Origin of the sequence: Mucilaginibacter sp. (assembly GCF_036568825.1) — a bacterium.
Lineage (GTDB): Bacteria > Bacteroidota > Bacteroidia > Sphingobacteriales > Sphingobacteriaceae > Mucilaginibacter.
Window position 1 is genome coordinate 18,870 of sequence record NZ_DATCRU010000031.1, and the last position, 18,622, is coordinate 37,491.

At 42.6% G+C, this 18,622-nt stretch carries 20 protein-coding genes, 1 tRNA gene and 1 pseudogene; 9 read left to right on the forward strand and 13 right to left on the reverse strand.

Going from position 1 to position 18,622, the window contains the following annotated elements; all coding sequences use genetic code 11:
* Positions 1-24: 24 nt before the first annotated feature.
* Complete coding sequence (locus tag VIM89_RS06585; protein WP_488155347.1) at positions 25-471, reverse strand: DUF1569 domain-containing protein; 447 nt, start codon at positions 469-471, stop codon at positions 25-27.
* A gap of 186 nt (positions 472-657) precedes the next feature.
* Here VIM89_RS06585 and VIM89_RS06590 point away from each other — a divergent pair, with 186 nt between their 5' ends.
* Positions 658-4,065 (forward strand): ABC transporter permease, encoded by a 3,408-nt coding sequence (locus tag VIM89_RS06590; RefSeq protein WP_488155348.1) that lies wholly within the window; start codon positions 658-660, stop codon positions 4,063-4,065.
* Positions 4,066-4,129: 64 nt separating this feature from the next.
* On the opposite strand, the gene VIM89_RS06595 is transcribed toward VIM89_RS06590, so the two are convergent.
* From VIM89_RS06595 to VIM89_RS06610, 4 genes are all read right to left on the reverse strand, one after another.
* Positions 4,130-4,675 (reverse strand): hypothetical protein, encoded by a 546-nt coding sequence (locus VIM89_RS06595; RefSeq protein WP_488155349.1) that lies wholly within the window; start codon positions 4,673-4,675, stop codon positions 4,130-4,132.
* Positions 4,676-4,851: 176 nt separating this feature from the next.
* Positions 4,852-7,026, reverse strand: a complete 2,175-nt coding sequence (locus VIM89_RS06600) for a TonB-dependent receptor (protein WP_488155350.1) — start codon at positions 7,024-7,026, stop codon at positions 4,852-4,854.
* A gap of 53 nt (positions 7,027-7,079) precedes the next feature.
* Complete coding sequence (locus VIM89_RS06605) at positions 7,080-7,445, reverse strand: DUF6660 family protein (protein ID WP_488155351.1); 366 nt, start codon at positions 7,443-7,445, stop codon at positions 7,080-7,082.
* Between the two features lie 39 nt (positions 7,446-7,484).
* The gene (locus VIM89_RS06610; protein WP_488155352.1) at positions 7,485-7,787 is read right to left on the reverse strand and encodes a hypothetical protein; all 303 of its coding nucleotides are present in this window, start codon (positions 7,785-7,787) and stop codon (positions 7,485-7,487) included.
* A gap of 139 nt (positions 7,788-7,926) precedes the next feature.
* Between VIM89_RS06610 and VIM89_RS06615 the strand changes: the two genes are divergently transcribed.
* On the forward strand, positions 7,927-8,307 hold the full coding sequence (locus tag VIM89_RS06615; RefSeq protein WP_488155353.1) for a hypothetical protein: 381 nt from the start codon (positions 7,927-7,929) through the stop codon (positions 8,305-8,307).
* Between the two features lie 5 nt (positions 8,308-8,312).
* Here the strand turns inward: VIM89_RS06615 and VIM89_RS06620 are convergent, their stop codons facing one another.
* Entirely contained in the window at positions 8,313-8,504 is a 192-nt protein-coding gene (locus VIM89_RS06620) for a T9SS type B sorting domain-containing protein (RefSeq protein ID WP_488155354.1), read from the reverse strand.
* Positions 8,501-9,769, reverse strand: coding sequence for an immunoglobulin domain-containing protein (locus VIM89_RS06625; protein WP_488155355.1), 1,269 nt, complete (start codon positions 9,767-9,769; stop codon positions 8,501-8,503). The genes VIM89_RS06620 and VIM89_RS06625 overlap by 4 nt, the downstream gene beginning before the upstream one ends.
* 573 nt (positions 9,770-10,342) lie before the next feature.
* On the opposite strand from VIM89_RS06625, the pseudogene VIM89_RS06630 reads away from it, so the two are divergent.
* The 3 genes and pseudogenes from VIM89_RS06630 to VIM89_RS06640 form a co-directional block, all read left to right on the forward strand.
* Positions 10,343-10,531 (forward strand): annotated as a pseudogene (locus VIM89_RS06630) (DapH/DapD/GlmU-related protein); the annotation flags it as partial.
* A 187-nt stretch (positions 10,532-10,718) separates the two neighbouring features.
* Positions 10,719-10,806: transfer RNA gene (locus VIM89_RS06635), tRNA-Ser, on the forward strand.
* A 127-nt stretch (positions 10,807-10,933) separates the two neighbouring features.
* The gene (locus tag VIM89_RS06640) at positions 10,934-11,149 is read left to right on the forward strand and encodes a hypothetical protein (protein ID WP_488155356.1); all 216 of its coding nucleotides are present in this window, start codon (positions 10,934-10,936) and stop codon (positions 11,147-11,149) included.
* A 128-nt stretch (positions 11,150-11,277) separates the two neighbouring features.
* Here the strand turns inward: VIM89_RS06640 and VIM89_RS06645 are convergent, their stop codons facing one another.
* Positions 11,278-11,619 carry a hypothetical protein gene (locus VIM89_RS06645; protein ID WP_488155357.1) on the reverse strand — a complete coding sequence of 114 codons (342 nt, stop codon included), beginning with the start codon at positions 11,617-11,619 and terminating at the stop codon, positions 11,278-11,280.
* A 120-nt stretch (positions 11,620-11,739) separates the two neighbouring features.
* On the opposite strand from VIM89_RS06645, the gene VIM89_RS06650 reads away from it, so the two are divergent.
* The gene (locus VIM89_RS06650) at positions 11,740-12,153 is read left to right on the forward strand and encodes a winged helix-turn-helix transcriptional regulator (RefSeq protein ID WP_488155358.1); all 414 of its coding nucleotides are present in this window, start codon (positions 11,740-11,742) and stop codon (positions 12,151-12,153) included.
* A gap of 69 nt (positions 12,154-12,222) precedes the next feature.
* Here the strand turns inward: VIM89_RS06650 and VIM89_RS06655 are convergent, their stop codons facing one another.
* Complete coding sequence (locus VIM89_RS06655; RefSeq protein ID WP_488155359.1) at positions 12,223-12,525, reverse strand: hypothetical protein; 303 nt, start codon at positions 12,523-12,525, stop codon at positions 12,223-12,225.
* A 215-nt stretch (positions 12,526-12,740) separates the two neighbouring features.
* Here VIM89_RS06655 and VIM89_RS06660 point away from each other — a divergent pair, with 215 nt between their 5' ends.
* Positions 12,741-13,334: a dihydrofolate reductase family protein gene (locus tag VIM89_RS06660; protein ID WP_488155360.1), complete on the forward strand. Its 594-nt coding sequence runs from the start codon at positions 12,741-12,743 to the stop codon at positions 13,332-13,334.
* An 80-nt stretch (positions 13,335-13,414) separates the two neighbouring features.
* On the opposite strand, the gene VIM89_RS06665 is transcribed toward VIM89_RS06660, so the two are convergent.
* From VIM89_RS06665 to VIM89_RS06680, 4 genes are all read right to left on the reverse strand, one after another.
* A complete protein-coding gene (locus VIM89_RS06665; RefSeq protein WP_488155361.1) occupies positions 13,415-13,771 on the reverse strand; it encodes a hypothetical protein in 357 nt (118 codons plus the stop codon).
* Positions 13,772-13,974: 203 nt separating this feature from the next.
* Entirely contained in the window at positions 13,975-14,493 is a 519-nt protein-coding gene (locus VIM89_RS06670) for a DUF417 family protein (protein WP_488155362.1), read from the reverse strand.
* Positions 14,494-14,633: 140 nt separating this feature from the next.
* Positions 14,634-15,494: an AraC family transcriptional regulator gene (locus tag VIM89_RS06675; protein ID WP_488155363.1), complete on the reverse strand. Its 861-nt coding sequence runs from the start codon at positions 15,492-15,494 to the stop codon at positions 14,634-14,636.
* A gap of 372 nt (positions 15,495-15,866) precedes the next feature.
* The gene (locus VIM89_RS06680) at positions 15,867-16,190 is read right to left on the reverse strand and encodes a hypothetical protein (RefSeq protein ID WP_488155364.1); all 324 of its coding nucleotides are present in this window, start codon (positions 16,188-16,190) and stop codon (positions 15,867-15,869) included.
* Positions 16,191-16,462: 272 nt separating this feature from the next.
* On the opposite strand from VIM89_RS06680, the gene VIM89_RS06685 reads away from it, so the two are divergent.
* On the forward strand, positions 16,463-17,434 hold the full coding sequence (locus VIM89_RS06685) for a polyprenyl synthetase family protein (protein ID WP_488155365.1): 972 nt from the start codon (positions 16,463-16,465) through the stop codon (positions 17,432-17,434).
* A complete protein-coding gene (locus VIM89_RS06690) occupies positions 17,434-18,483 on the forward strand; it encodes a TerC/Alx family metal homeostasis membrane protein (protein ID WP_488155366.1) in 1,050 nt (349 codons plus the stop codon). Before VIM89_RS06685 ends, VIM89_RS06690 begins: the two co-directional genes overlap by 1 nt.
* The last annotated feature ends 139 nt before the right edge of the window (positions 18,484-18,622 follow it).

Here is an 18,622-nt window from a genome sequence, read left to right on the forward strand (position 1 = left end):
GGAAGACCTGCTGAGACGCTTTGGCTAACAACCAAATTGCCGCAAATGATGATCGGTATGCTTATACGCCATATATCCTACCTGCTCTAAAGTCATTTTACCAAAGAATGGGTGTTCAATTCCCTCGTGCGAAAATTGGCCGTGATCCTGGAGCAGGCTTATCCATTTTTGCTTTTCGGCATTTACATCGCCACCGCCTGTGGTGATCCTAAATTCAGGTGAGGTTGGCGTATTACGCCTCAATGGTGCTTCATCTTTTAGCATGCTGCGCAATGCCATTTTACCGAATAAACGTCCTACAAAAGCTGTTTTGAATTTTTGCCTGCCGGATATCAGCTCCTCCCACGCCGTGCAATGTCTTACCATTTGAGAAACATTCATTTTACCCCATTGGGCCTGGCTGTTTTCGTTCAGAGTGCTTATTCTGCTGATCAGTTCGTCCCTGGTTGCTTTATCAAGTGTAGTTTTCATATCCGTGGTTATGTTCGGTTATCACAAATATAAATTTATGGTGTAAATACATTGTTATGAATCCCCTGTCAAAAACGAACAGTCTGTTGTTCGCTTTTATTACATAATCGTTTTTAATAAATACTTAATTTGCTAACAATCAATTTATTGACGTATTGGAACAATGATTGACGAAGCTAATTATAGTTGAGACCCTATTTTTCCCATATCGATCTCTATGACCTGGCCTCCCATGCGACGCTTTTCTCTGGGCTGACGCTTGCGCTGCTTTTAGCGTTCGCAAAAAAGGGAAGCCGGACAGGTAACTTGTTTTTAGGTTCGGCCTTAACCGTTATCGTATTAAAGGCTGGCGGACTTACATCATTTCTTTTACCTGCGCTTGGGCCGCTCCTATATTTTTATGTACAGCGGCTAACAAACCCAGATCGAAAGTTTATCAGGAAAGATATGCTGCACTTTTGTCCTTTGCTTGTGGGACATTGGATGCCTGCCTGGGTAGTTATAAGTTTGATCCTTATCTATTTATACTTATCACACCGATTGATACAGGATTTCTATTGCAGGTTGCACCCGGTTCTGATGGACAGACCTCGGTTTGCTTTTCGCCGATTGGAAAGGACGCTGTTTCTGCTTGGCTTATTCTGCTTGTTATGGCTGTTCAATGATATGTTCTCTTTTGCTGTTGCTTTTGTACTGATTGGAATGGCGGCAGTGGTGGAGTTAGGGCCTGATAGCGACGTACCACTGACTATGCCAATAACGGATCGGTCAGACGCAAGGGAGAAAGGCCGAAGATTAAAGGAAGCTGTGGCGGCCAACCGTCTCTATGAGGATGCCGAGTTGACGTTGACCACATTGGCTGTGAAACTATCAATTCATCCGCATGATCTGTCCCGGATCATCAATGTGGGGTTGGAAAAGAATTTCAGTGATTTTATCAATGAGTTTCGCGTGCGTGAAGTGGCGCGAAAAATGCAGGACCCTGCCTACGATAAGCTCACTTTGCCCGGGATCGGTTATGAATCAGGGTTCAACTCTGAAAGAACTTTCCATCGCGTTTTCAAGGAAATGACGGGCAAAACCCCTTTGGAATATAAAAATGGTGTTAGAAAAACTCTGCCAATTGATAAGTTGGCACCCATGCCACACATACGGCCGGTAATATTGCGTTCGGAAAGCCCACCAACCTGGGCTCCCGGAAAATTAACACGCAATATCATGATACGAAATTATTTAAAGATCGCCTGGCGCAACATTCTTGGGAATAAGGTTTACAGCGCCCTCAATATTACCGGACTCGCGGCGGGGATCGCGGTAACGTTACTGATCGCATTATGGGCATGGCACGAATATTCCTACGACCGTTTTCTGCCTAATTACACCCAGCTTTACCAGATTAAACTGAACTTCAATCAAAATGGAAATATCCAAACGCAAAGCGGCGGCTGCATGCCGGTTGCCAATGCCCTGCGCAGCAATTTTCCGGAAGTTAAATATGTTGCCGAATCAGGTTGGACATTCAACCACAGCCTGATAGTGGGCGACAAAAAGCTGTACCAGCAAGGCATGATCGTGGGGAGCGACTTTTTAAAGATGTTCCGGTTTCATTTACTTTCCGGCAATCCCGCTACAGTGCTCAATGAACCTTATTCCATCGTTCTTACACAGGCTACCGCTAAAGCTTTATTTGGGAGCGATGATCCGATTGGTAAAATTATCCGGATGGATAATATGCATAATGTAAAAGTGGCCGGTTTGATGGATAATTTGCCTGAAAATTCCACCTTTCAGTTCAGCTTCCTGTTGCCGTTTAGTTATTGGGAAGCAACCGAGCCCTGGGTAAAACCTGCCAAAACGAACTGGACCTATTACCCGTTTATTCAGTACGTTGAATTGCAGCCTGGAGTAACTGAAGAACAATTTGCGCCAAAGATCAAAAACCTGCTGCAAGGGCATGATCCTATTCATAAAATCGAAATCGTTTTATACCCGGTAAAAAGCTGGCACCTGTATTCTGATTTCAAAAATGGTAAAGCATCGGGCGGCCTGATCGTTTATGTGCGCATGTTCTGCATTATCGGCGCACTGGTTTTGCTTATCGCCTGTATTAATTTTGTCAATTTGTTTACAGCGCGGTCGGAGAAAAAGGCAAGAGAGGTTGGTGTGAGAAAAGCTATCGGTTCTAACCGGGCCAGCCTGATTTTGCAGTTCCTGACCGAGTCCATTATGGTTACCTTTATAGCCGCCCTTTTTGCTATTTTGATTGTTCAGTTGTCGTTACCAACTTTTAATGCACTAACCGGCAATTCGCTGGCCATACCTTACACGGCGCCTCTTTTCTGGTTATTACTGCTGTCATTCATTTTATTTACCGGTGTCATGGCCGGCAGCAGGCCGGCTTTTTACCTTTCTTCATTTAACCCGGTAAAAGTGCTGCGCGGCACACTACGGGTTGGTAAATCTGCGGCATTGCCCCGCAAGATCCTGGTCGTCATTCAATTTACCTGTTCCATTGCGCTGATCATCGGAACCATCATCATTTATCAGCAGATCAACCATGTTAAAAACCGGCCGACCGGCTATAATGCAGACCGCCTGGTAATGACAACGATGAGCGCTGATCTGAACCTCAATTATATCGCCATTAAAAATGACTTGCTGCAAAGCGGGCTTGTAACGAATGTTACCAGGGCATCCAGCCCAGTCCCTGTAATTGATTTCCAGGCTGGCTGCAACCTGTTAAACTGGCCCGGTAAAAACTCCGGGGAAACCCTCGGTATTAATTATGCTGCAGTGTCAGAAGACTTTTTTAAAACCTCAGGTATTAAAATCCAAGAAGGGCGGGAATTTGCGGGAACGCCTGATGATACACTCCATGTTATTCTTAACGAAGCTGCGGTGGCGCAACTGCGGCTAAAAAACCCTGTGGGCCAGGTGCTGACCACTGAATTATCTAAAGAACCCGTGCGGATCATCGGCGTGATTAAAAACGCGATCATCGGCTCGCCATTTTCAGCAGTAATACCCGCCTTGTTTATTTATAAGCCGGATATATCCGGCACCATGATCTACCGCCTTAAGCCTGGTGTGAATGCGCACGATGCGATTGACAAACTAGCACCCATCTTTAATAAATACAATCCCGCTTATCCTTACGATTATTTTTTTGCTGACGCGGCTTATGATAATAATTTCAAACAGGCGCAACTGGTGGGCAAGCTGGCTGCCGTTTTCGCGGGCTTAACCATCCTGATCTCGTGCCTGGGCCTGTTCGGCCTGGCAGCCTATATGGCGGAGCAACGAACCAAGGAAATCGGCATCCGCAAGGTTTTAGGAGCTTCGGTTAGCAGTGTTTGGCTATTATTATCCAAAGACTTTATGGTGCTGGTATTAATCGGTTGTGTAATTGCTGCGCCTCTAGCACTTTATTTTATGACGGGCTGGTTACAACAATATGATTACCGGATAAGCATCGGGCCGTGGGTGTTTTTACTGTCAGCAATAGCGGCAATTGTAATTACTTTGATCACCATCAGTTTTCAATCTATAAGAGCTGCGTTTGCTAACCCGGTGAAGAGCCTTCGCTCGGAATGAGCTATGGCTCTCGAGGAGAGCTTTGTAAGGCGGGTCTGCCGTGGGGAAACCCGCCTTATATCATTCACTTGCAATTATCAGTCCGGAAATTGTCGATACTGGCCGTAAGCGTGCCGTTGGCGTTGAGGGTTTCATGAACATCCATCTTCACCATTACATTGTTTTTGCCGCCCGATGTGGTTAACAGGATGGATTGGGTAGTCTTTGTTATAAACTTTCCGTTGATAAATGATGAGTTAAAGGATTGGTTATATGAGACCGACCCTGTATAAGCTGTGCCTGTCGCCATACCAACTAGCTTAAAATGTTGGGCATTCACATGTTCTACTGCTGTAAAATTATTGCCGTTGATCACGCCATGCAAGTCGAGATGATAGATTCCGCTCACCACCTGAAGTTGTTCGCCGTTACAACCGGCTGCCTGTATACCCAACGTGGTCATATCAAAGTCCTGTTTGTCGTTATAAGGCATTGCCGCATTAACAGATGATAAATTCTTTGATGCGAATGAGGGTGTCGATTTTTCTGATGCCGGACTAACGGCCGACTTTTGACAGGATGCGAGGAATATAACAGCAATTATATAACAAGCGGTAATAGTTGTTCTCATAAATAAAAAAATTAATAGCAATAAATAAAATAGACAATTAGAAAGGACTTGTACAAGAGACCGTTAGCAGGAAAACAATGTACTAAGATAACACGATTGGCGGTATTTTTTGTTTTGAGAAACTAATACTTTTCAAAGCAAGGCCTTGTTTGTAAGGCCCTGCTTTGAATACAATTTCAATTACCTAATCTTAGTTTTATTCCTCCATTTATTACAAATCCATCCAATGGCGCATAGATATCTTTGAACACCGGATCAGTAATACTGCCACTATAGATAGGCCCGAATTTGGTTTGCCGGGTATCTGTGAGGTTTTCAAAATTGATGAATAGGGAAAATTGTCCAAAAAATTTCTCTGCCATTAGACCGGCTGTCCAGTAACCTCGCCCGGTAGCGCCATCATTCAGCTTTTGCGGACTAAAGTAATACGCTTCAGCGCCGATCTTGAATTTATCCTCTACTTCGTAAACCAATACATTGTTCAATCTGTGTTTTGAAACAAGCGGGTAAGCGCTAAAGGTTTGGCCGATGTGCTGTGAAACATCGGCAAATGTATACCCCAGGAAGAGTTTAAAATTATTGTAAGTAAGCTTCACATTGGTTTCGATCCCTTTAGTATTCAAGTCGCCGCCCGGTTGTTGGTATTGATAATCTCCATTAGTCAGTGGTACAAAAAGAATCGGGTTTTCGATACGTGTATAAAAGAACAATTGATTGATACTGAAGCTTACCTGGTTGTCAAACAAACCAGTCCGGTAGTTCAGATCATAATTAGCACCGTACGATCGTTCGGCATGGGTATTAGCGACATCCACGGGCAGCACATTACGAAAGTCTATGCGCTCTGCATCTTCTGTAAACACGGTTGGCGCTTTATACCCTAACCCGCCACCTAACCTGCTTGAAAAATGTTCATTGAATTTATATAAAAACGACAACCTGGGTAGGAGAAAAAAACCATAAGCATTATGGTAATCACCACGCAAACCGGATTCAACAGTCAGCTTTTCAGTTGCGTTCCAGGTATTCTGAGCAAATGCACCAACCGTTTGATAATGATAGCTGCGCAGGGGAAAAGTACTGTTACGATCTTCATTAAAATTGTCAGTAAGATAATTTAGTCCTGCTACCCAATCCATTTTTGCACTGCTATATGCATAATTTGCTTCGCTATAAGATGAAATCTGCAAACCCGAAAAACGATAATCCGGCAAAGTGACACTCCGTCCAAAATAGCTGACACTGTTTTTGATGATCCATTTTTCCCTTTCATTAATATTGTGATCTAATTCGAGTTGTGAACTATAACGACCGGTTTTATTCTGTTCAAAATATGAATGTTGAGTATCGCCATTACCACTGAGATATTGCATATCGCCGCCAATACGGTCTTCAACCGTAGCATTAATGCCGGCGATGAATGTCGTACGCTTATCAAGGTAAAAAAACAGCTTCGGATTAAGTGTATACCGATTAAACCGGGGGATAGCCGATAAGCCAATGCCAGCGGGGTCATAAGGCGTGCCATGATTATATGCTGTGTAGATGGTCACGCCCGTGGTAGTAAATTTTTGTCCGTAAAACATACTCGCGTCAAGACCTTTTGCAGAGGTGCCGTTGAACAAGAAATCCAGCTTCTGGTCTTTGGTTGGTGTTTTAGAAACGAGGTTCACCAAGCCGGCAATAGCCCCTCCACCATACAAAGTTGAGGAAGATCCTTTGATCACTTCCACCTGCTTAAGATCGAGCGGTGCGATTTGTAAAAGGCCGAGGCCACCAGAAAAACCAGAGTAAAGGGGGAACCCGTCGCGGATGATCTGTGTGTAACGTCCATCGAGCCCCTGTATGCGAATGCTCGAATTACCGCTGGTGGCCGAAGTCTGCTGGGTTTGGATACCCGTACTTTCGGCCAGCAACATGCGGATGTCGCCGGGTTTCATATTACCCTTTTCATCCAGCTCATCACCGGAAATAACTTCTACGCGGGTAGGCGTATTAGCAATCGTACGACTGCTGCGTGTAGCGCCAATCACTACGCTTTCGAGTTCGTTACCATTGGGGTCAAGCAAAATAAGCAATGGCGTTGTTTGGATCAAAGGAAAACTAAGGGTGTCCAGCCGGGTTTCATAGCCCACATAGCTGAACTTTATAACCTGTGTGCCGTTGGGTATATTTTTCAGGACGATCAGTCCCGATGTATCGGAAGCGGCGCCTTTACTGTTTAAAGTGGCGGTTGCACCAATTAATATTTCATTGGTTTTGGCGTCTTTTATTATGGCACGCAAATTATTTTGCGCAAAAGAAATAGCATTATAAAGAAGTGCTGTAAAAAGCACGATCAGTTTTTTCATGAATAATGGATTGAAGTTAATACAAAAGTTGAGGCGTAATGCCGATGATAGTATTAACTCAATTTAGGCGGCTGCCAAATGGATAAGGTAATTTGTTGAATGCCCGGTTGCTTATAAAAAGCAGTATGCTTAACAGGGTTGTCGGCAATGATCGGCAATTCAAATAATACAGGCTGATTGAGAATAAAGCCGGTGCAGGAACCACAAGTAAAAAATGGCGAACAACCTGCACAGTCACCCTGTTTTACTGGCAGCTTGCCGTTCATAGCGTAATCGGCGGGGTTTTTTGCCTGGCAATCACTATCCGTACAGCAAGGCTTTACAGACAGGAAAGCTACATACAGCGCCAATATCAGACTGACAAGTTTCACACCGCAAAGGTAAAAAATATCGTGTGTATTCAGCAATTCTGATAACACGGCTTTATTCAGTTATGGTTCTGAGATTTAGAATCAGCTTTACGGCGTTCCTTCTTCCGGGTTTTGCTCATGCAGAATTTCATTCTTTTTGAGCTCTTCCCGGTCAGTTTTTGGTGCTTTGTGTGGCTTTTGCATATATTCCGGCACTCCTTCAACAACAGGCTGCGTCCCATTGCCAAAAAATTTTTGCTTTAGCCGATCTAACCGGTCAGCTACATCCCGGCGGATTGTGCTGCCAGTTTCTGTCAAAAATAAATAAGCGGCTGCGCCTGCTATTACTGAACCAGCTATAACGCCGCCTATCAGCACTCTATGATCGTTTCTTTCAAATGGATTTTTCATATGGTATATTTTATAAATAGAACACCGCGGATATTTTTTAGTTCTGACAGATTTATTTTTTCATATGATTTACTGATATAATATGCCATTCCCATTTTGTATATTTATAAGGCTGATCTTTCACACAGCATGCAGAGCCATGAACCTTACAGGACTTTTTTCAGATTGGATTAAAAAGGTTGAGACAGAAAACCCTCCCGGAGAGGATATTATCGCCATTAATTTCGGCATGATGCAGTCGGACAAAAAATATATGGTTTATATAACCGGCGCCGAAGTTTATGATGCGGACGATGACGATTGGGCAGGTGAAATAGATTATCAACCAATAAGGGCAAACAAGTATTTTACGCTACCCGCTGAGGCGACCACAGGATTAAAACGGGCGAATGTGCAGGCACTGGTGATTGATACGCTTAAACAATTAGCTAAAGCTGAGCCTGGCCGCCTGCTTTTTGCTAACCGGGTGGTGACCGCCAATTATGATGATGGGGACTTGACACTTATAAAAAAGAAATAAGCTCCCTATCTTAAAATAGTTACATAGCCTGAATATGGCGGAGTGCCATCGTTGAGGTTGATCAAATAATAATATACCCCCGTTGGTAATTGCCTGTTGTTAAAGGTACCATCCCAGGACTTTGAATATCCAACCGATTGGTAAACCGAGCTGCCATACCGGTCGAAAATTCTTACATTGCAGGTGGGGTAGATCATAACGCTTTAATGTTCCAGGTATCATTAATACCGTCACCATTCGGCGTAAAGGCATTAGGTATGCTTAAAGGCACATGCATTAATATGGTAATAGCATTTGAGGTTGCTGATTGAGGCAATACGCATGCGCCTGATGTTGTAGTGATACAGGTTACTACATCTCCTATAGTCAAGTTGTCATCCTTAAAAACGGGATTGTCCGTACCAACTGATTTACCATTAACCTGCCATTGATAACTAACCGGACCGGTATAGGCAGGTTGGGCCGTAAAAGTCACCAGCTGATTTGCGACAATAAAGTTATTTACTGCATCGCATGTGATGGATACCGAATTAGTGGTTTGTGGCAAAACCGTTACCGGGACTATGTTTGACTGAACGGTTTCGATAAGACATGGTCTGTTTGTTGATACGTTACAGCTAACCTGGTCGCCCGTTTTTAAATCGGAAGTAGTCAATTGGGGGTTATCGCTCCCTAAACTTTTACCGTTAACCATCCACTGGTAATGGGTGTTGCCGCCATTAGTAACCGTGGCATTAAAGGTGACCGGTGCGCCAGCGCATCCGTTATAATCAGCAGGACTAATGGTGACCGTTGTAGGCGGCTGTGTTAATACCCGGACGGTTACACTGTTAGACTCCACAACTTTGGTTATACATTTAGCTGTATAAGTGGCTTCACAAGTAATTACATCACCGTCCTTAGGCGTGTCATAAATAAAGGTTAGTCCCTGATGCACCGGAACCCCATTAACACTCCATACACCAACAAGGTTCAATACGCCATTTCGCGCCAGGTTATTACTAGTTGAACCCATCAGTATAGTCGTTCCGGGGCACACGGGAAGATCATTTTGTATAAAAATCCCAAAAAATAGATCTTCTGTAACCAGTACCTCAATGCCACTTAATTTGTTGGATGTTGCCGTGGCGCCATTGCTCTTATCGGTCACCAGACATTGTATAACATCAGTCTTTTTAATAGGATTTGAAATATCATTTAAAATCGTAAATGATGGACTGTTTGGACCGACATTGACTCCGTTAACCTGCCATTGATAAAACAAATTTGAACTGCCATTGGTCACCGATGCAGTAAAATTAACCGGTTGCCCGGGGCAAGGATGGGCATCGGGGTTGCTTATAGTAACTACTAATGGATCTGGAAAAGTTTGCGCGGCTTTAAAACCCGATAATAAAACTATTGCCAGTACAAGTAGTACCTGTACCCTCTTAATAGTTTCTCCCAATTTACCAATCACCAATTTTATAATGTTTAAGTTTTCTTAAATATATAAAATTCTTATAATGCAGGGAACTGATTGAAAAACCCTTCTGAAACAAGAAGTTTAACTGCTGCAGCAAATGCAGAGGCCAATTGTGAGCCTCGTGCTGAGAGCAAAAAAAAATTATTTAACCATAACCAACCATTCAGCATTATCGTAATACTACCCGATACCCCCTTTGATAAAAACTTATTAAATATGGGTAAACGCGAAGTTGTTTTGTGGGTGAAACATCAAATCACCAGGCTAAAATATATGAACAAACATATCCACTTTAATGGTCATAGTAATATTTCTTTGAGAGCGAGATTGATTACTCCATCAGGTAAAATTATCTTCCACGGATATGCTGAGGTTGAGCAATTTACTATCCTGAATGCTTTTCATGGCCGTATAGATATAGGGAACAATGTCTATATGGGTTCGTTCATAACGGTATATGGCGAAGGTGGAGTTGTTATAGGTAATGATGTTATGGTAGGGCCCGGAGTAAGGATATTATCTTCCAAACGCGTATCTTTCAACAAGGACACTTTACTGACGCAGCAACCTGAACAGGCAAAACCTTCTAAAATCGGCAATGATGTGCTGATAGGCGCTAATGCGGTAATAAACGGGGTTGAGATTGGAGATGGAGCAATAATAGGCTCGGGCAGTATTGTTGTGAAAGATGTTCCTCCTTACGCCATTGTTGCCGGAAACCCTGCAAAGCTCATCCGTTTCAGGGGCGAAGAATTATCGGAAAGCAAACAGACAGAAACGGATTCAATATTGCATGAGATATACCAAAGCCTGCCTGTACGGTAATAATTCCGGTTTTATTAACCGCTAATCTATTCCTGCAATATATCTCTCTGAGGGACTTCTACTGTTAATATTCCTGTTCAATATTCTGCGCAATTGTTATACATTTGCAATCCCATTTCCCGGAGAGATGTCTGAGTGGTCGAAAGAGCACGCCTGGAAAGTGTGTATACCCCTAAAGGGTATCGAGGGTTCGAATCCCTCTCTCTCCGCAGATCAATTTAGTGCCTGGCGAAAGCCGGGCTTTTTTATATATTGCGTTGCCGAAGCCATTCTTTATCAATTTTCACTTTTTGCCTGATAAGAGCCATTTTTATAATCTAATCTAAACGAATTATCATGAAAAGTGATAGCCCAATATCGCCAGTTAAAAAACAGTGGGGCAAACCAGAAGTTTATGTACTTGATACAAACCCCGAAAGCGGTACAAATAATGCAGCACACGAGCATACATTAGTACCCACAACAATAAGTGGCAGTCGTTTCTATAAAATCGAAAATGGCAGTGATCTTTTTAACGCCAATTTCTTCCCTCTTGGTTTTTTTGAATCCTGAATAAATGCATGGCGGTTGACAAACTCTCGTCAAGATGTTCATATAAGCACGCACATTTTGCTAAAATTAAAAATGCCGCTTACATCATTAGCGGCATTTTATTTCCCCGGACTAGTGCAATCTCTAAATTAATCGTTCAGAAGCATACGCAATGGTGCAAGCGGCCCGAGGGGAATTAGATCGAACTTCATCATTCCTGCAACGCATAAAGGAAGTGTTCCCAAAGTTTCGCTTGCTTCTTTAGTGTCGGTAAGGTTCAGAATAAATACTACCCCGCTTCTATCCGGTTTGATCCACCATTGTTCAATTTTACCGTCGAGGTACAGGCGCACTGTAGCCGGTACTTCATCAACCATAACCGGTCCGCGTTCGGCTTCGTTCATTGCTTTTTCTATTAAATGGCCAACAGCCAGTATTTTGGTTGTCAGCAAGCCTGGCTTTGCCGTTTTGTTGTTTTGTTCGTTACTCATGATTTTGTAAGATTAAAAAGTGTTTAACTATATTTGCAACCAGTTGCAAATAACAAGCAGTTGCAAATATAGATCAATAATTGCAAAATGCAACTAGTTTTAAAATAAAATCAGAAATAAATGGAAAAGCATCGTTCATTTTGTCCGCTCAATCTTATTGTTGAGGCAATTGGAGATAAGTGGAGCCTTTTAATATTGAGAGACATTATGTTTGAAAACAAACGACATTTCAGACAATTGCTTCAGTCAGAAGAAAAAATCGCGTCAAACATTTTAACCGACAGGCTGAATACAATGGAGCGAGAAGGGCTACTAACAAAACAGCCAGACCCGGATCACAAACAAAAAGTGATTTATAGTTTAACACAAAAAAGTCTTGATCTGATGCCGTTGATGATAGAGGCCATCAGGTGGAGCTTGAAATATGAACCGGTGGACAAGGTTAAGCATAAACCAGCTGTTGATCTGGGCAATTCGAGCAGCGAAGATCAGGAGCTGTTAGCTAAAAGATTAAAACAGATGCATGGTATTTAATCAACAAAGGGTCCCTTTCGAGACCCTGGCGGAGGCAATTTCAAATTCTTTTGCAGAGCTGCCCTCCAACTAAATAACGCCGGGATTAATAGTACCCTTATCGTCCGGGTAGCCGCCGTTGCCATCAACGTCATTGGCTGAGCGGTCGCTAAGATCATCTTCTTCGTTTTCATTGATGTCGTCGTCATCTCCCAGGTTGTCGTTTGTGTCTTCGGTATCAGCCAGGTCATCATCTTCATCTTCTGTATCTTCGGTGTCAAGCTCGTCTCCACCATCGATATCAGTCTCAGGATAATTTTCCTGGTTTGCAGGGTCGTTTATGTCGTCATCATCCGGCCCAATGTTGAGCGTGTCAAAATCTTGTGTTTTCATAAGTATTGTTTTTCTTTGAGAACGGGGGCTTGATAGTGGTTGTTTGGAGGATTGTTTTTTCGCGTATTAATACAAACAAGTGAGTATTTTCCACGTTACTTAAAGTTTTGTGTTGTCGCATTCAGCCCGTCGTTTTGCCGTATTCACAATACCAGGAGTATCCTATTGTTCACGAGATTTGTATTATAACAAAACCAATTAAGGAGGAAATTATCATGAGAAAAATAATTGTTTTGACGTTTATATCTTTAGATGGCGTAATGCAGGCTCCCGGCGGCCCAACAGAAGATCCATCAGGCGGTTTCAAATACGGCGGCTGGTCCGCTCCTTTTTCTGACGAAGCTTCGGGTAAGCTGATGCAAAAACAGATGGAACCAACGGACATCCTGGTGGGCAGAAAAACGTTTGAAATTTTTGAATCTTTCTGGCCTCAACACGCCGACCATTGGCCAGGTATTAACGATGTGAAGAAATATGTTTTGTCCAATACCATGACAAAGTCAGACTGGAACAACTCAGTTTTTCTTACAAGCGTGGCAGATATCGAAAAGCTCAAAAATTCAGAAGGTTCCGACATTAAAGTTTGGGGCAGCGGTGAGCTTGTTCAGTTACTATTGAAGCACGATCTGGTGGACGAGCTCTGGCTCAAAATTTACCCCGTGCTTCTTGGTAAAGGGAAAACAATATACAGTGATGCGACGATTCCGGGAACATTTACTTTGACGGATAGCGCTGTTACACCAAGTGGTGTTATCTTTGCCAATTATAAGCGGGCCGGAGAAGTGAAGACTGGAACGATGGGGGCATAAAGGAGTTCTAAGACGCAGGGTCCCCGTTGGGACAGAAAGGTTGTTTCGTCCCCTTATACATTTTTTTGGGCATCAGGACTTCACTTCTGAGATCGCCTTTCAAGTAAAACAGAAATTATCTGCACCATGAAATCTTTATTAGAATAGCCATTGGCAAACTGCATTAGGTCGTTACTTCTCAAATTTGCATCAAGGTATTTTGTTCCTCGTTCCGTAATCGCATATTGAAAAGGAGTGCCGTTATTCAAATGGCCTGATACTTCGATAAAACGGTGCTCAAATAGCGGCTGTAAATTTGTATAAAGGTCAGCTGGGAAAAATTCTGACCTATCAAGGTGTTTTATCAGCTTGTATTGGTTATTGGCAAACTCTGTTTCAATAAAAAATAAAATCAGGATTTGCTTTGATGTAAGTTCTATGTTTTCGTCTATGTCCATATATTCTTGGTTTTAAAGATAGCACTTAGTTTCCGTTCTAGCAGATCTTTCGCAGAGTACCTTACGTTGTATGCACTACTTATTTTAAAACGGGAGAACCATGTTGGGAAACCCTGCTAAGACGAAAACATAAAAAAAGCGTCCCGGTCACACCCGGGACGCTTCAATCAATCACCACACCTGTTAAGTTTTGCAATCCATGATCAGTTTGCTTTTTTGCCAAAATAACTGATCAGATAAAAAGACGCTCCCAGATTAATGATATCCTTGTATAGAAACAGACCCAGGTTGTTCATATATCCCATTCCGTTAACATGGATGAACGCTCCGGGGGTAGTCAGGAGCATGGTACTGGTCGTGAAAAATATAACTACGGCAATAATGCCTCCCACGATTCCGGCCTTAGGTTTGAAGATACCTATCAGTATGAGAGTGCCGGCTATCCATTCAGTGGCACCTATCAAATCAGACCCAACATAAGGGCCAAATATTTTGTAATCCCAACTGATCAATGGGCTGTTGCTAACAAGCGGGGTAATCCCTTCTGCACCCGGCGACGTCATTTTAAAGGCTCCTGCCCAAAAGAGCATCACGATCATACCAATAGCAATAATAATGAACGGAATATTTTTAGCACTTACCCACGCAGCGATTTTGGTCAGCATGTTTTCACTGGATACAGCAGAAGCTTTGTGAGAAGCACTGATGGTTGATTTTTCCATTTTTTTTAAGTTTAAATTTGATACTCAAAGTTAGGCTGGAAAGGAGGGTGAAAAAATGGTTAGATTTCCCGATGACAGGATATTATTTCCCGGGAAATATCAAAGTAGCTTATATCGAAGTAGTTTGTATTGACAAAGTTTTAAAAGGGCACAGTATCAGCAGACGCCTTTTTAAAATCAGAGAATGATTGCCCTGTATGTTTTTTAAAGAATTTACTAAAATGACCGGCATCCTCAAATCCGAGAAAATAGGCCACTTCTTTAGCCGTTTTATCGGTATAAAGAAGTAAGCGCTTCGCTTCTTGTATTATTCTTTCCTGTATCACCTGTAACGGGCTCTTTTGATTATACAGCGCGAATACATTGGATAATGTTTTTGGAGACCTGTTAAGCTCCCCGGCGTAGAATTTCACCTGGTGTTGCTTGCGATAATTCTGCTCAACAAGGAAATTATAATGCCTTATTATATCGAGCTTGTCCCCGGTTAGTGCTTCCTCATTTACATATTGTTCCCTAGCAAGCCTGGTGATGATAATAATCAGGCGCTTCAGCATCACCTGTAACATTTCCCATTGTATATGGTCTTTAACTTCCAGTTCATCGCTGAATACCTGTATTAATGAAACTATTTTCTTTTGGTCATCGTCATTAAGACTTATAAACATGCGTTGAGCTGATCCATAAAAAAGAAATCCTACACAACTTACTTCTTTATCATGATTGACAATGCAGTAAAACTCCCTGTTGAATTGCCAGGCCACAATGGTAGCGGGATGTTCAAAATGAAATGACTCGTTAACCATCAGGCAAAGAACCGTGTTGGTTGGAAATTCATAGTTGATACCGTCAATGTTGACCTGCTGCGCTGCCCCCCGGTTCCAGGCCATGGTCAGCAGGCGCTCTCTTCTGTCCTTTCCATAAAAAATGCGATCAAACACTGACTCATCATGCACTAAACGGAACAGAGCCTTACTTTGCCCATGGTAGAATTGCTGTATCATTTAAGAATTCTGAAGCTGTGAAATTAGTGAAAATATTTTCAGCTGCGAGTCATTCGTAATAACCATTCCAGTGAAACATAAATAATCCATGGTTCTTTAATACACGGCCCCGTTGGAAGACCCTGTTGGGACAGGAATAGCGGAATCCAGTCGTGATTGGTGAAAGTGACAAACCATGTGTTATCTGTGATTTGGTGTTCGGTTCGGGTAGCCATTCCGTAAATATAAGTGGTTTATGGTTCTAAAACGCAGGGTCCCCGTTGGGAGACCCTGCTAAGACGGGGAGAGATACCCTGCCGGGACTAAAACACAAAAAAGCGCCCCGGTCACACTCGGGACGCCCACAATCAATCACTACTACACTTATCAAATTTATCCTCTAACACGGTCATTATGTTTCTTGCGGTAAATCGCACGACTGGTACGATTTTCCTCTCTGCGCAAATGTTTGCGTTCGCCACGGGTTACATAGCCGTCGGCTTTTGCCATACGCTTATCATTCCTGATCTTATTTTCGCGGGTACGCAGGTGGTGGGCTTCTGATTTGGTCAGTTCGCCGCTGCGCACGCCCTGGTTAATACGGCGTTCCTGCCTGTGCTCCCTGTGGTTAATAACAGGGGTTTTTGTTTGTGCATTTGCGATGGAGGTAATAGCTAAAATACCAACTAATACACCTCCTAATATTTTAATTTCCATTATGTTCTGTTTAATATTTATTATTTCGTTGTTTTAATAATAGATTATATTTCCGTGAATTGGTTTAATGGGGTGGTGAAATTGTTGTAGAGGTTGGAGAAGTTGTAAAGGTTGTAGAGGTTGATCTTTTTACTTTAAGCTTCTATAACCTTTTCAACTATTACAACCATTTCAACCTTTACAACAACAATACAACTATCAACTAAAAAACCTTATGTTTGCTGCACATTGCCAAATCGCAATAACGAAATAAAAAAGCTTGTGTAAGGCCCATGCTGAGCATCGACGAGATTAAAAAACCTATTGCCGCCGATATAGATGCTTTTGAGGAAAGGTTTAAGTCCTCGATGCAAAGCTCCGTTCCCCTGCTTGATCGTATCACCCACTATATTGTAAAACGAAAAGGAAAGCAGATCAGGCCGATGTTTGTATTCTTTTCGGCCAGCATTTGCGGGGGTATTACTGATGCCACTCACCGTGGCGCCGCTTTGGTTGAATTGCTGCATACCGCTACCTTAGTTCACGACGATGTGGTGGATAATTCCTATCAGCGCCGGGGATTCTTCTCTATCAATGCACTCTGGAAAAACAAGATTGCCGTTTTAGTAGGTGATTTCTTGCTATCCAAAGGTTTGCTCCTTTCGATTGAGAATAATGATTTTAAATTATTGCAGATCGTATCCGAAGCGGTAAAACAAATGAGCGAGGGCGAGCTTTTACAGGTAGAGAAAGTGCGCCGCATGGATGTTGATGAACCAATCTATTACGAGGTGATCCGCCAGAAAACAGCTTCGTTGATCGCGTCCTGCTGTGCCTGTGGGGCAGCCTCAGCAGGGGCTGATGAGGCGACGATTGAAAAAATGCGCTCGTTTGGCGAGAAGATCGGCATTGCGTTCCAGATAAAAGACGATATGTTTGATTTTGGAACCGATGATGTAGGCAAGCCACTTGGTATCGATATTAAAGAGAAAAAAGTAACATTACCGCTGATCTATTCTCTAAATAATACTACCTCATCCGAAAGGAAACGGATCATCAACCTGGTAAAAAACCATAATGACGACCCAAAGAAGATCGAACAGATCATCCGTTTTGTAAAAGAAACAGGGGGATTGCAATACGCCGAAACACAAATGAAAAAATACCAGGAAGAGGCATTTGAAATATTAAATACATTCCCGAAGAGCGAATCGCGGGAGAGTTTGGAACAATTAGTGCGGTTTACCACCGAAAGAAATAAATAATGCCGAGCGAACTGATATTTATAGGCGGCTTCATCGTCTTCATTTTCCTGATGATGTCCATCGACCTGGGCCTGTTTGGGAAAAGCGACAAACCCGTAAGCCTGAAACAAGCCGGGATCATGAGCGGCGTATGGGTATCATTGGCGCTGATATTTTATTGGCTCATTTTGCAATACGGTCACCTGTTACATCATATCGATAATTTTGCTGCGCTGCAGGAGATTAATATCAAACACTTCCATCGGCTAAAGCTCAACCCAAATGATTTCCAGGGAAGTTTAAGTTTATATCGACAGAACCTGTCTCTGGAGTTTATTACCGGTTATGTTGTGGAATATGCATTATCGGTAGATAACATCTTCGTCATGGTGCTCATTTTCACGGCATTCTCAGTCAACCCGAAATATTATCATAAAGTATTATTGTGGGGAATTATAGGCGCTATCGTAATGCGGTTCCTGTTCATTTTTGTGGGCGCAACCCTTATCAGCCAATTCCATTGGATATTATACCTGTTTGGCGCTTTCCTGGTGTATACTGGGGTGATGATGTTTATCAACCGTAACCAGGAAGATGAAATCGACCCGGAGAACCACTGGGTAGTAAAATTTGCATCAAAATATTTTCCTGTTCATCCCAAGTTTGAAGGCGGAAAGTTTTTTATAAAGATCGACGGCAAAAAGCTGATCACCCCTCTGTTCCTCGTACTGATGATCATCGAGGTAACCGACCTGATCTTTGCGGTTGACTCCATACCAGCTATATTTTCGATCACCAAAGATCCATACATCGTATTCTTCTCGAATATTTTTGCCATCATGGGTTTAAGGTCGATGTTCTTCCTGTTGGTGAATATTATCGAGAAATTCCATTACCTCAAAGTTGGATTGTCGGTATTGTTGTCTTTCATCGGACTAAAGATGCTGGCTGCCAATTATGCAGATAAGATCGGGCTCACCACAGGTAATTCGCTGCTCATTATCCTGGGCATACTGACAATAAGTATCGTTGCTTCATTAATTTTCCCTAAAAAAGAAGCGGCACACTAATTGACCGGTCCTGATCGTATTTATCTTACTACGATCATCTTATGGAAAACAACAAATCAGTGCCTTCTCTATATGAATGGGCAGGCGGCATGACCGCATTCGAGACCCTTTTTCAAAAATTTTACGACAAAGTTTTACC

What these genes read in the sequence shown, in the direction of transcription:
- VIM89_RS06585 (WP_488155347.1), bottom strand. Translation starts at nt 471, where the DNA reads ATGAAAACTACACTTGATAAAGCAACCAGGGACGAACTGATCAGCAGA.
- VIM89_RS06595 (WP_488155349.1), bottom strand. Translation starts at nt 4,675, where the DNA reads ATGAGAACAACTATTACCGCTTGTTATATAATTGCTGTTATATTCCTC.
- VIM89_RS06600 (WP_488155350.1), bottom strand. Translation starts at nt 7,026, where the DNA reads ATGAAAAAACTGATCGTGCTTTTTACAGCACTTCTTTATAATGCTATT.
- VIM89_RS06610 (WP_488155352.1), bottom strand. Translation starts at nt 7,787, where the DNA reads ATGAAAAATCCATTTGAAAGAAACGATCATAGAGTGCTGATAGGCGGC.
- VIM89_RS06615 (WP_488155353.1), top strand. Translation starts at nt 7,927, where the DNA reads ATGAACCTTACAGGACTTTTTTCAGATTGGATTAAAAAGGTTGAGACA.
- VIM89_RS06620 (WP_488155354.1), bottom strand. Translation starts at nt 8,504, where the DNA reads ATGATCTACCCCACCTGCAATGTAAGAATTTTCGACCGGTATGGCAGC.
- VIM89_RS06640 (WP_488155356.1), top strand. Translation starts at nt 10,934, where the DNA reads ATGAAAAGTGATAGCCCAATATCGCCAGTTAAAAAACAGTGGGGCAAA.
- VIM89_RS06645 (WP_488155357.1), bottom strand. Translation starts at nt 11,619, where the DNA reads ATGAGTAACGAACAAAACAACAAAACGGCAAAGCCAGGCTTGCTGACA.
- VIM89_RS06650 (WP_488155358.1), top strand. Translation starts at nt 11,740, where the DNA reads ATGGAAAAGCATCGTTCATTTTGTCCGCTCAATCTTATTGTTGAGGCA.
- VIM89_RS06655 (WP_488155359.1), bottom strand. Translation starts at nt 12,525, where the DNA reads ATGAAAACACAAGATTTTGACACGCTCAACATTGGGCCGGATGATGAC.
- VIM89_RS06660 (WP_488155360.1), top strand. Translation starts at nt 12,741, where the DNA reads ATGAGAAAAATAATTGTTTTGACGTTTATATCTTTAGATGGCGTAATG.
- VIM89_RS06665 (WP_488155361.1), bottom strand. Translation starts at nt 13,771, where the DNA reads ATGGACATAGACGAAAACATAGAACTTACATCAAAGCAAATCCTGATT.
- VIM89_RS06670 (WP_488155362.1), bottom strand. Translation starts at nt 14,493, where the DNA reads ATGGAAAAATCAACCATCAGTGCTTCTCACAAAGCTTCTGCTGTATCC.
- VIM89_RS06675 (WP_488155363.1), bottom strand. Translation starts at nt 15,494, where the DNA reads ATGATACAGCAATTCTACCATGGGCAAAGTAAGGCTCTGTTCCGTTTA.
- VIM89_RS06680 (WP_488155364.1), bottom strand. Translation starts at nt 16,190, where the DNA reads ATGGAAATTAAAATATTAGGAGGTGTATTAGTTGGTATTTTAGCTATT.
- VIM89_RS06685 (WP_488155365.1), top strand. Translation starts at nt 16,463, where the DNA reads ATGCTGAGCATCGACGAGATTAAAAAACCTATTGCCGCCGATATAGAT.
- VIM89_RS06690 (WP_488155366.1), top strand. Translation starts at nt 17,434, where the DNA reads ATGCCGAGCGAACTGATATTTATAGGCGGCTTCATCGTCTTCATTTTC.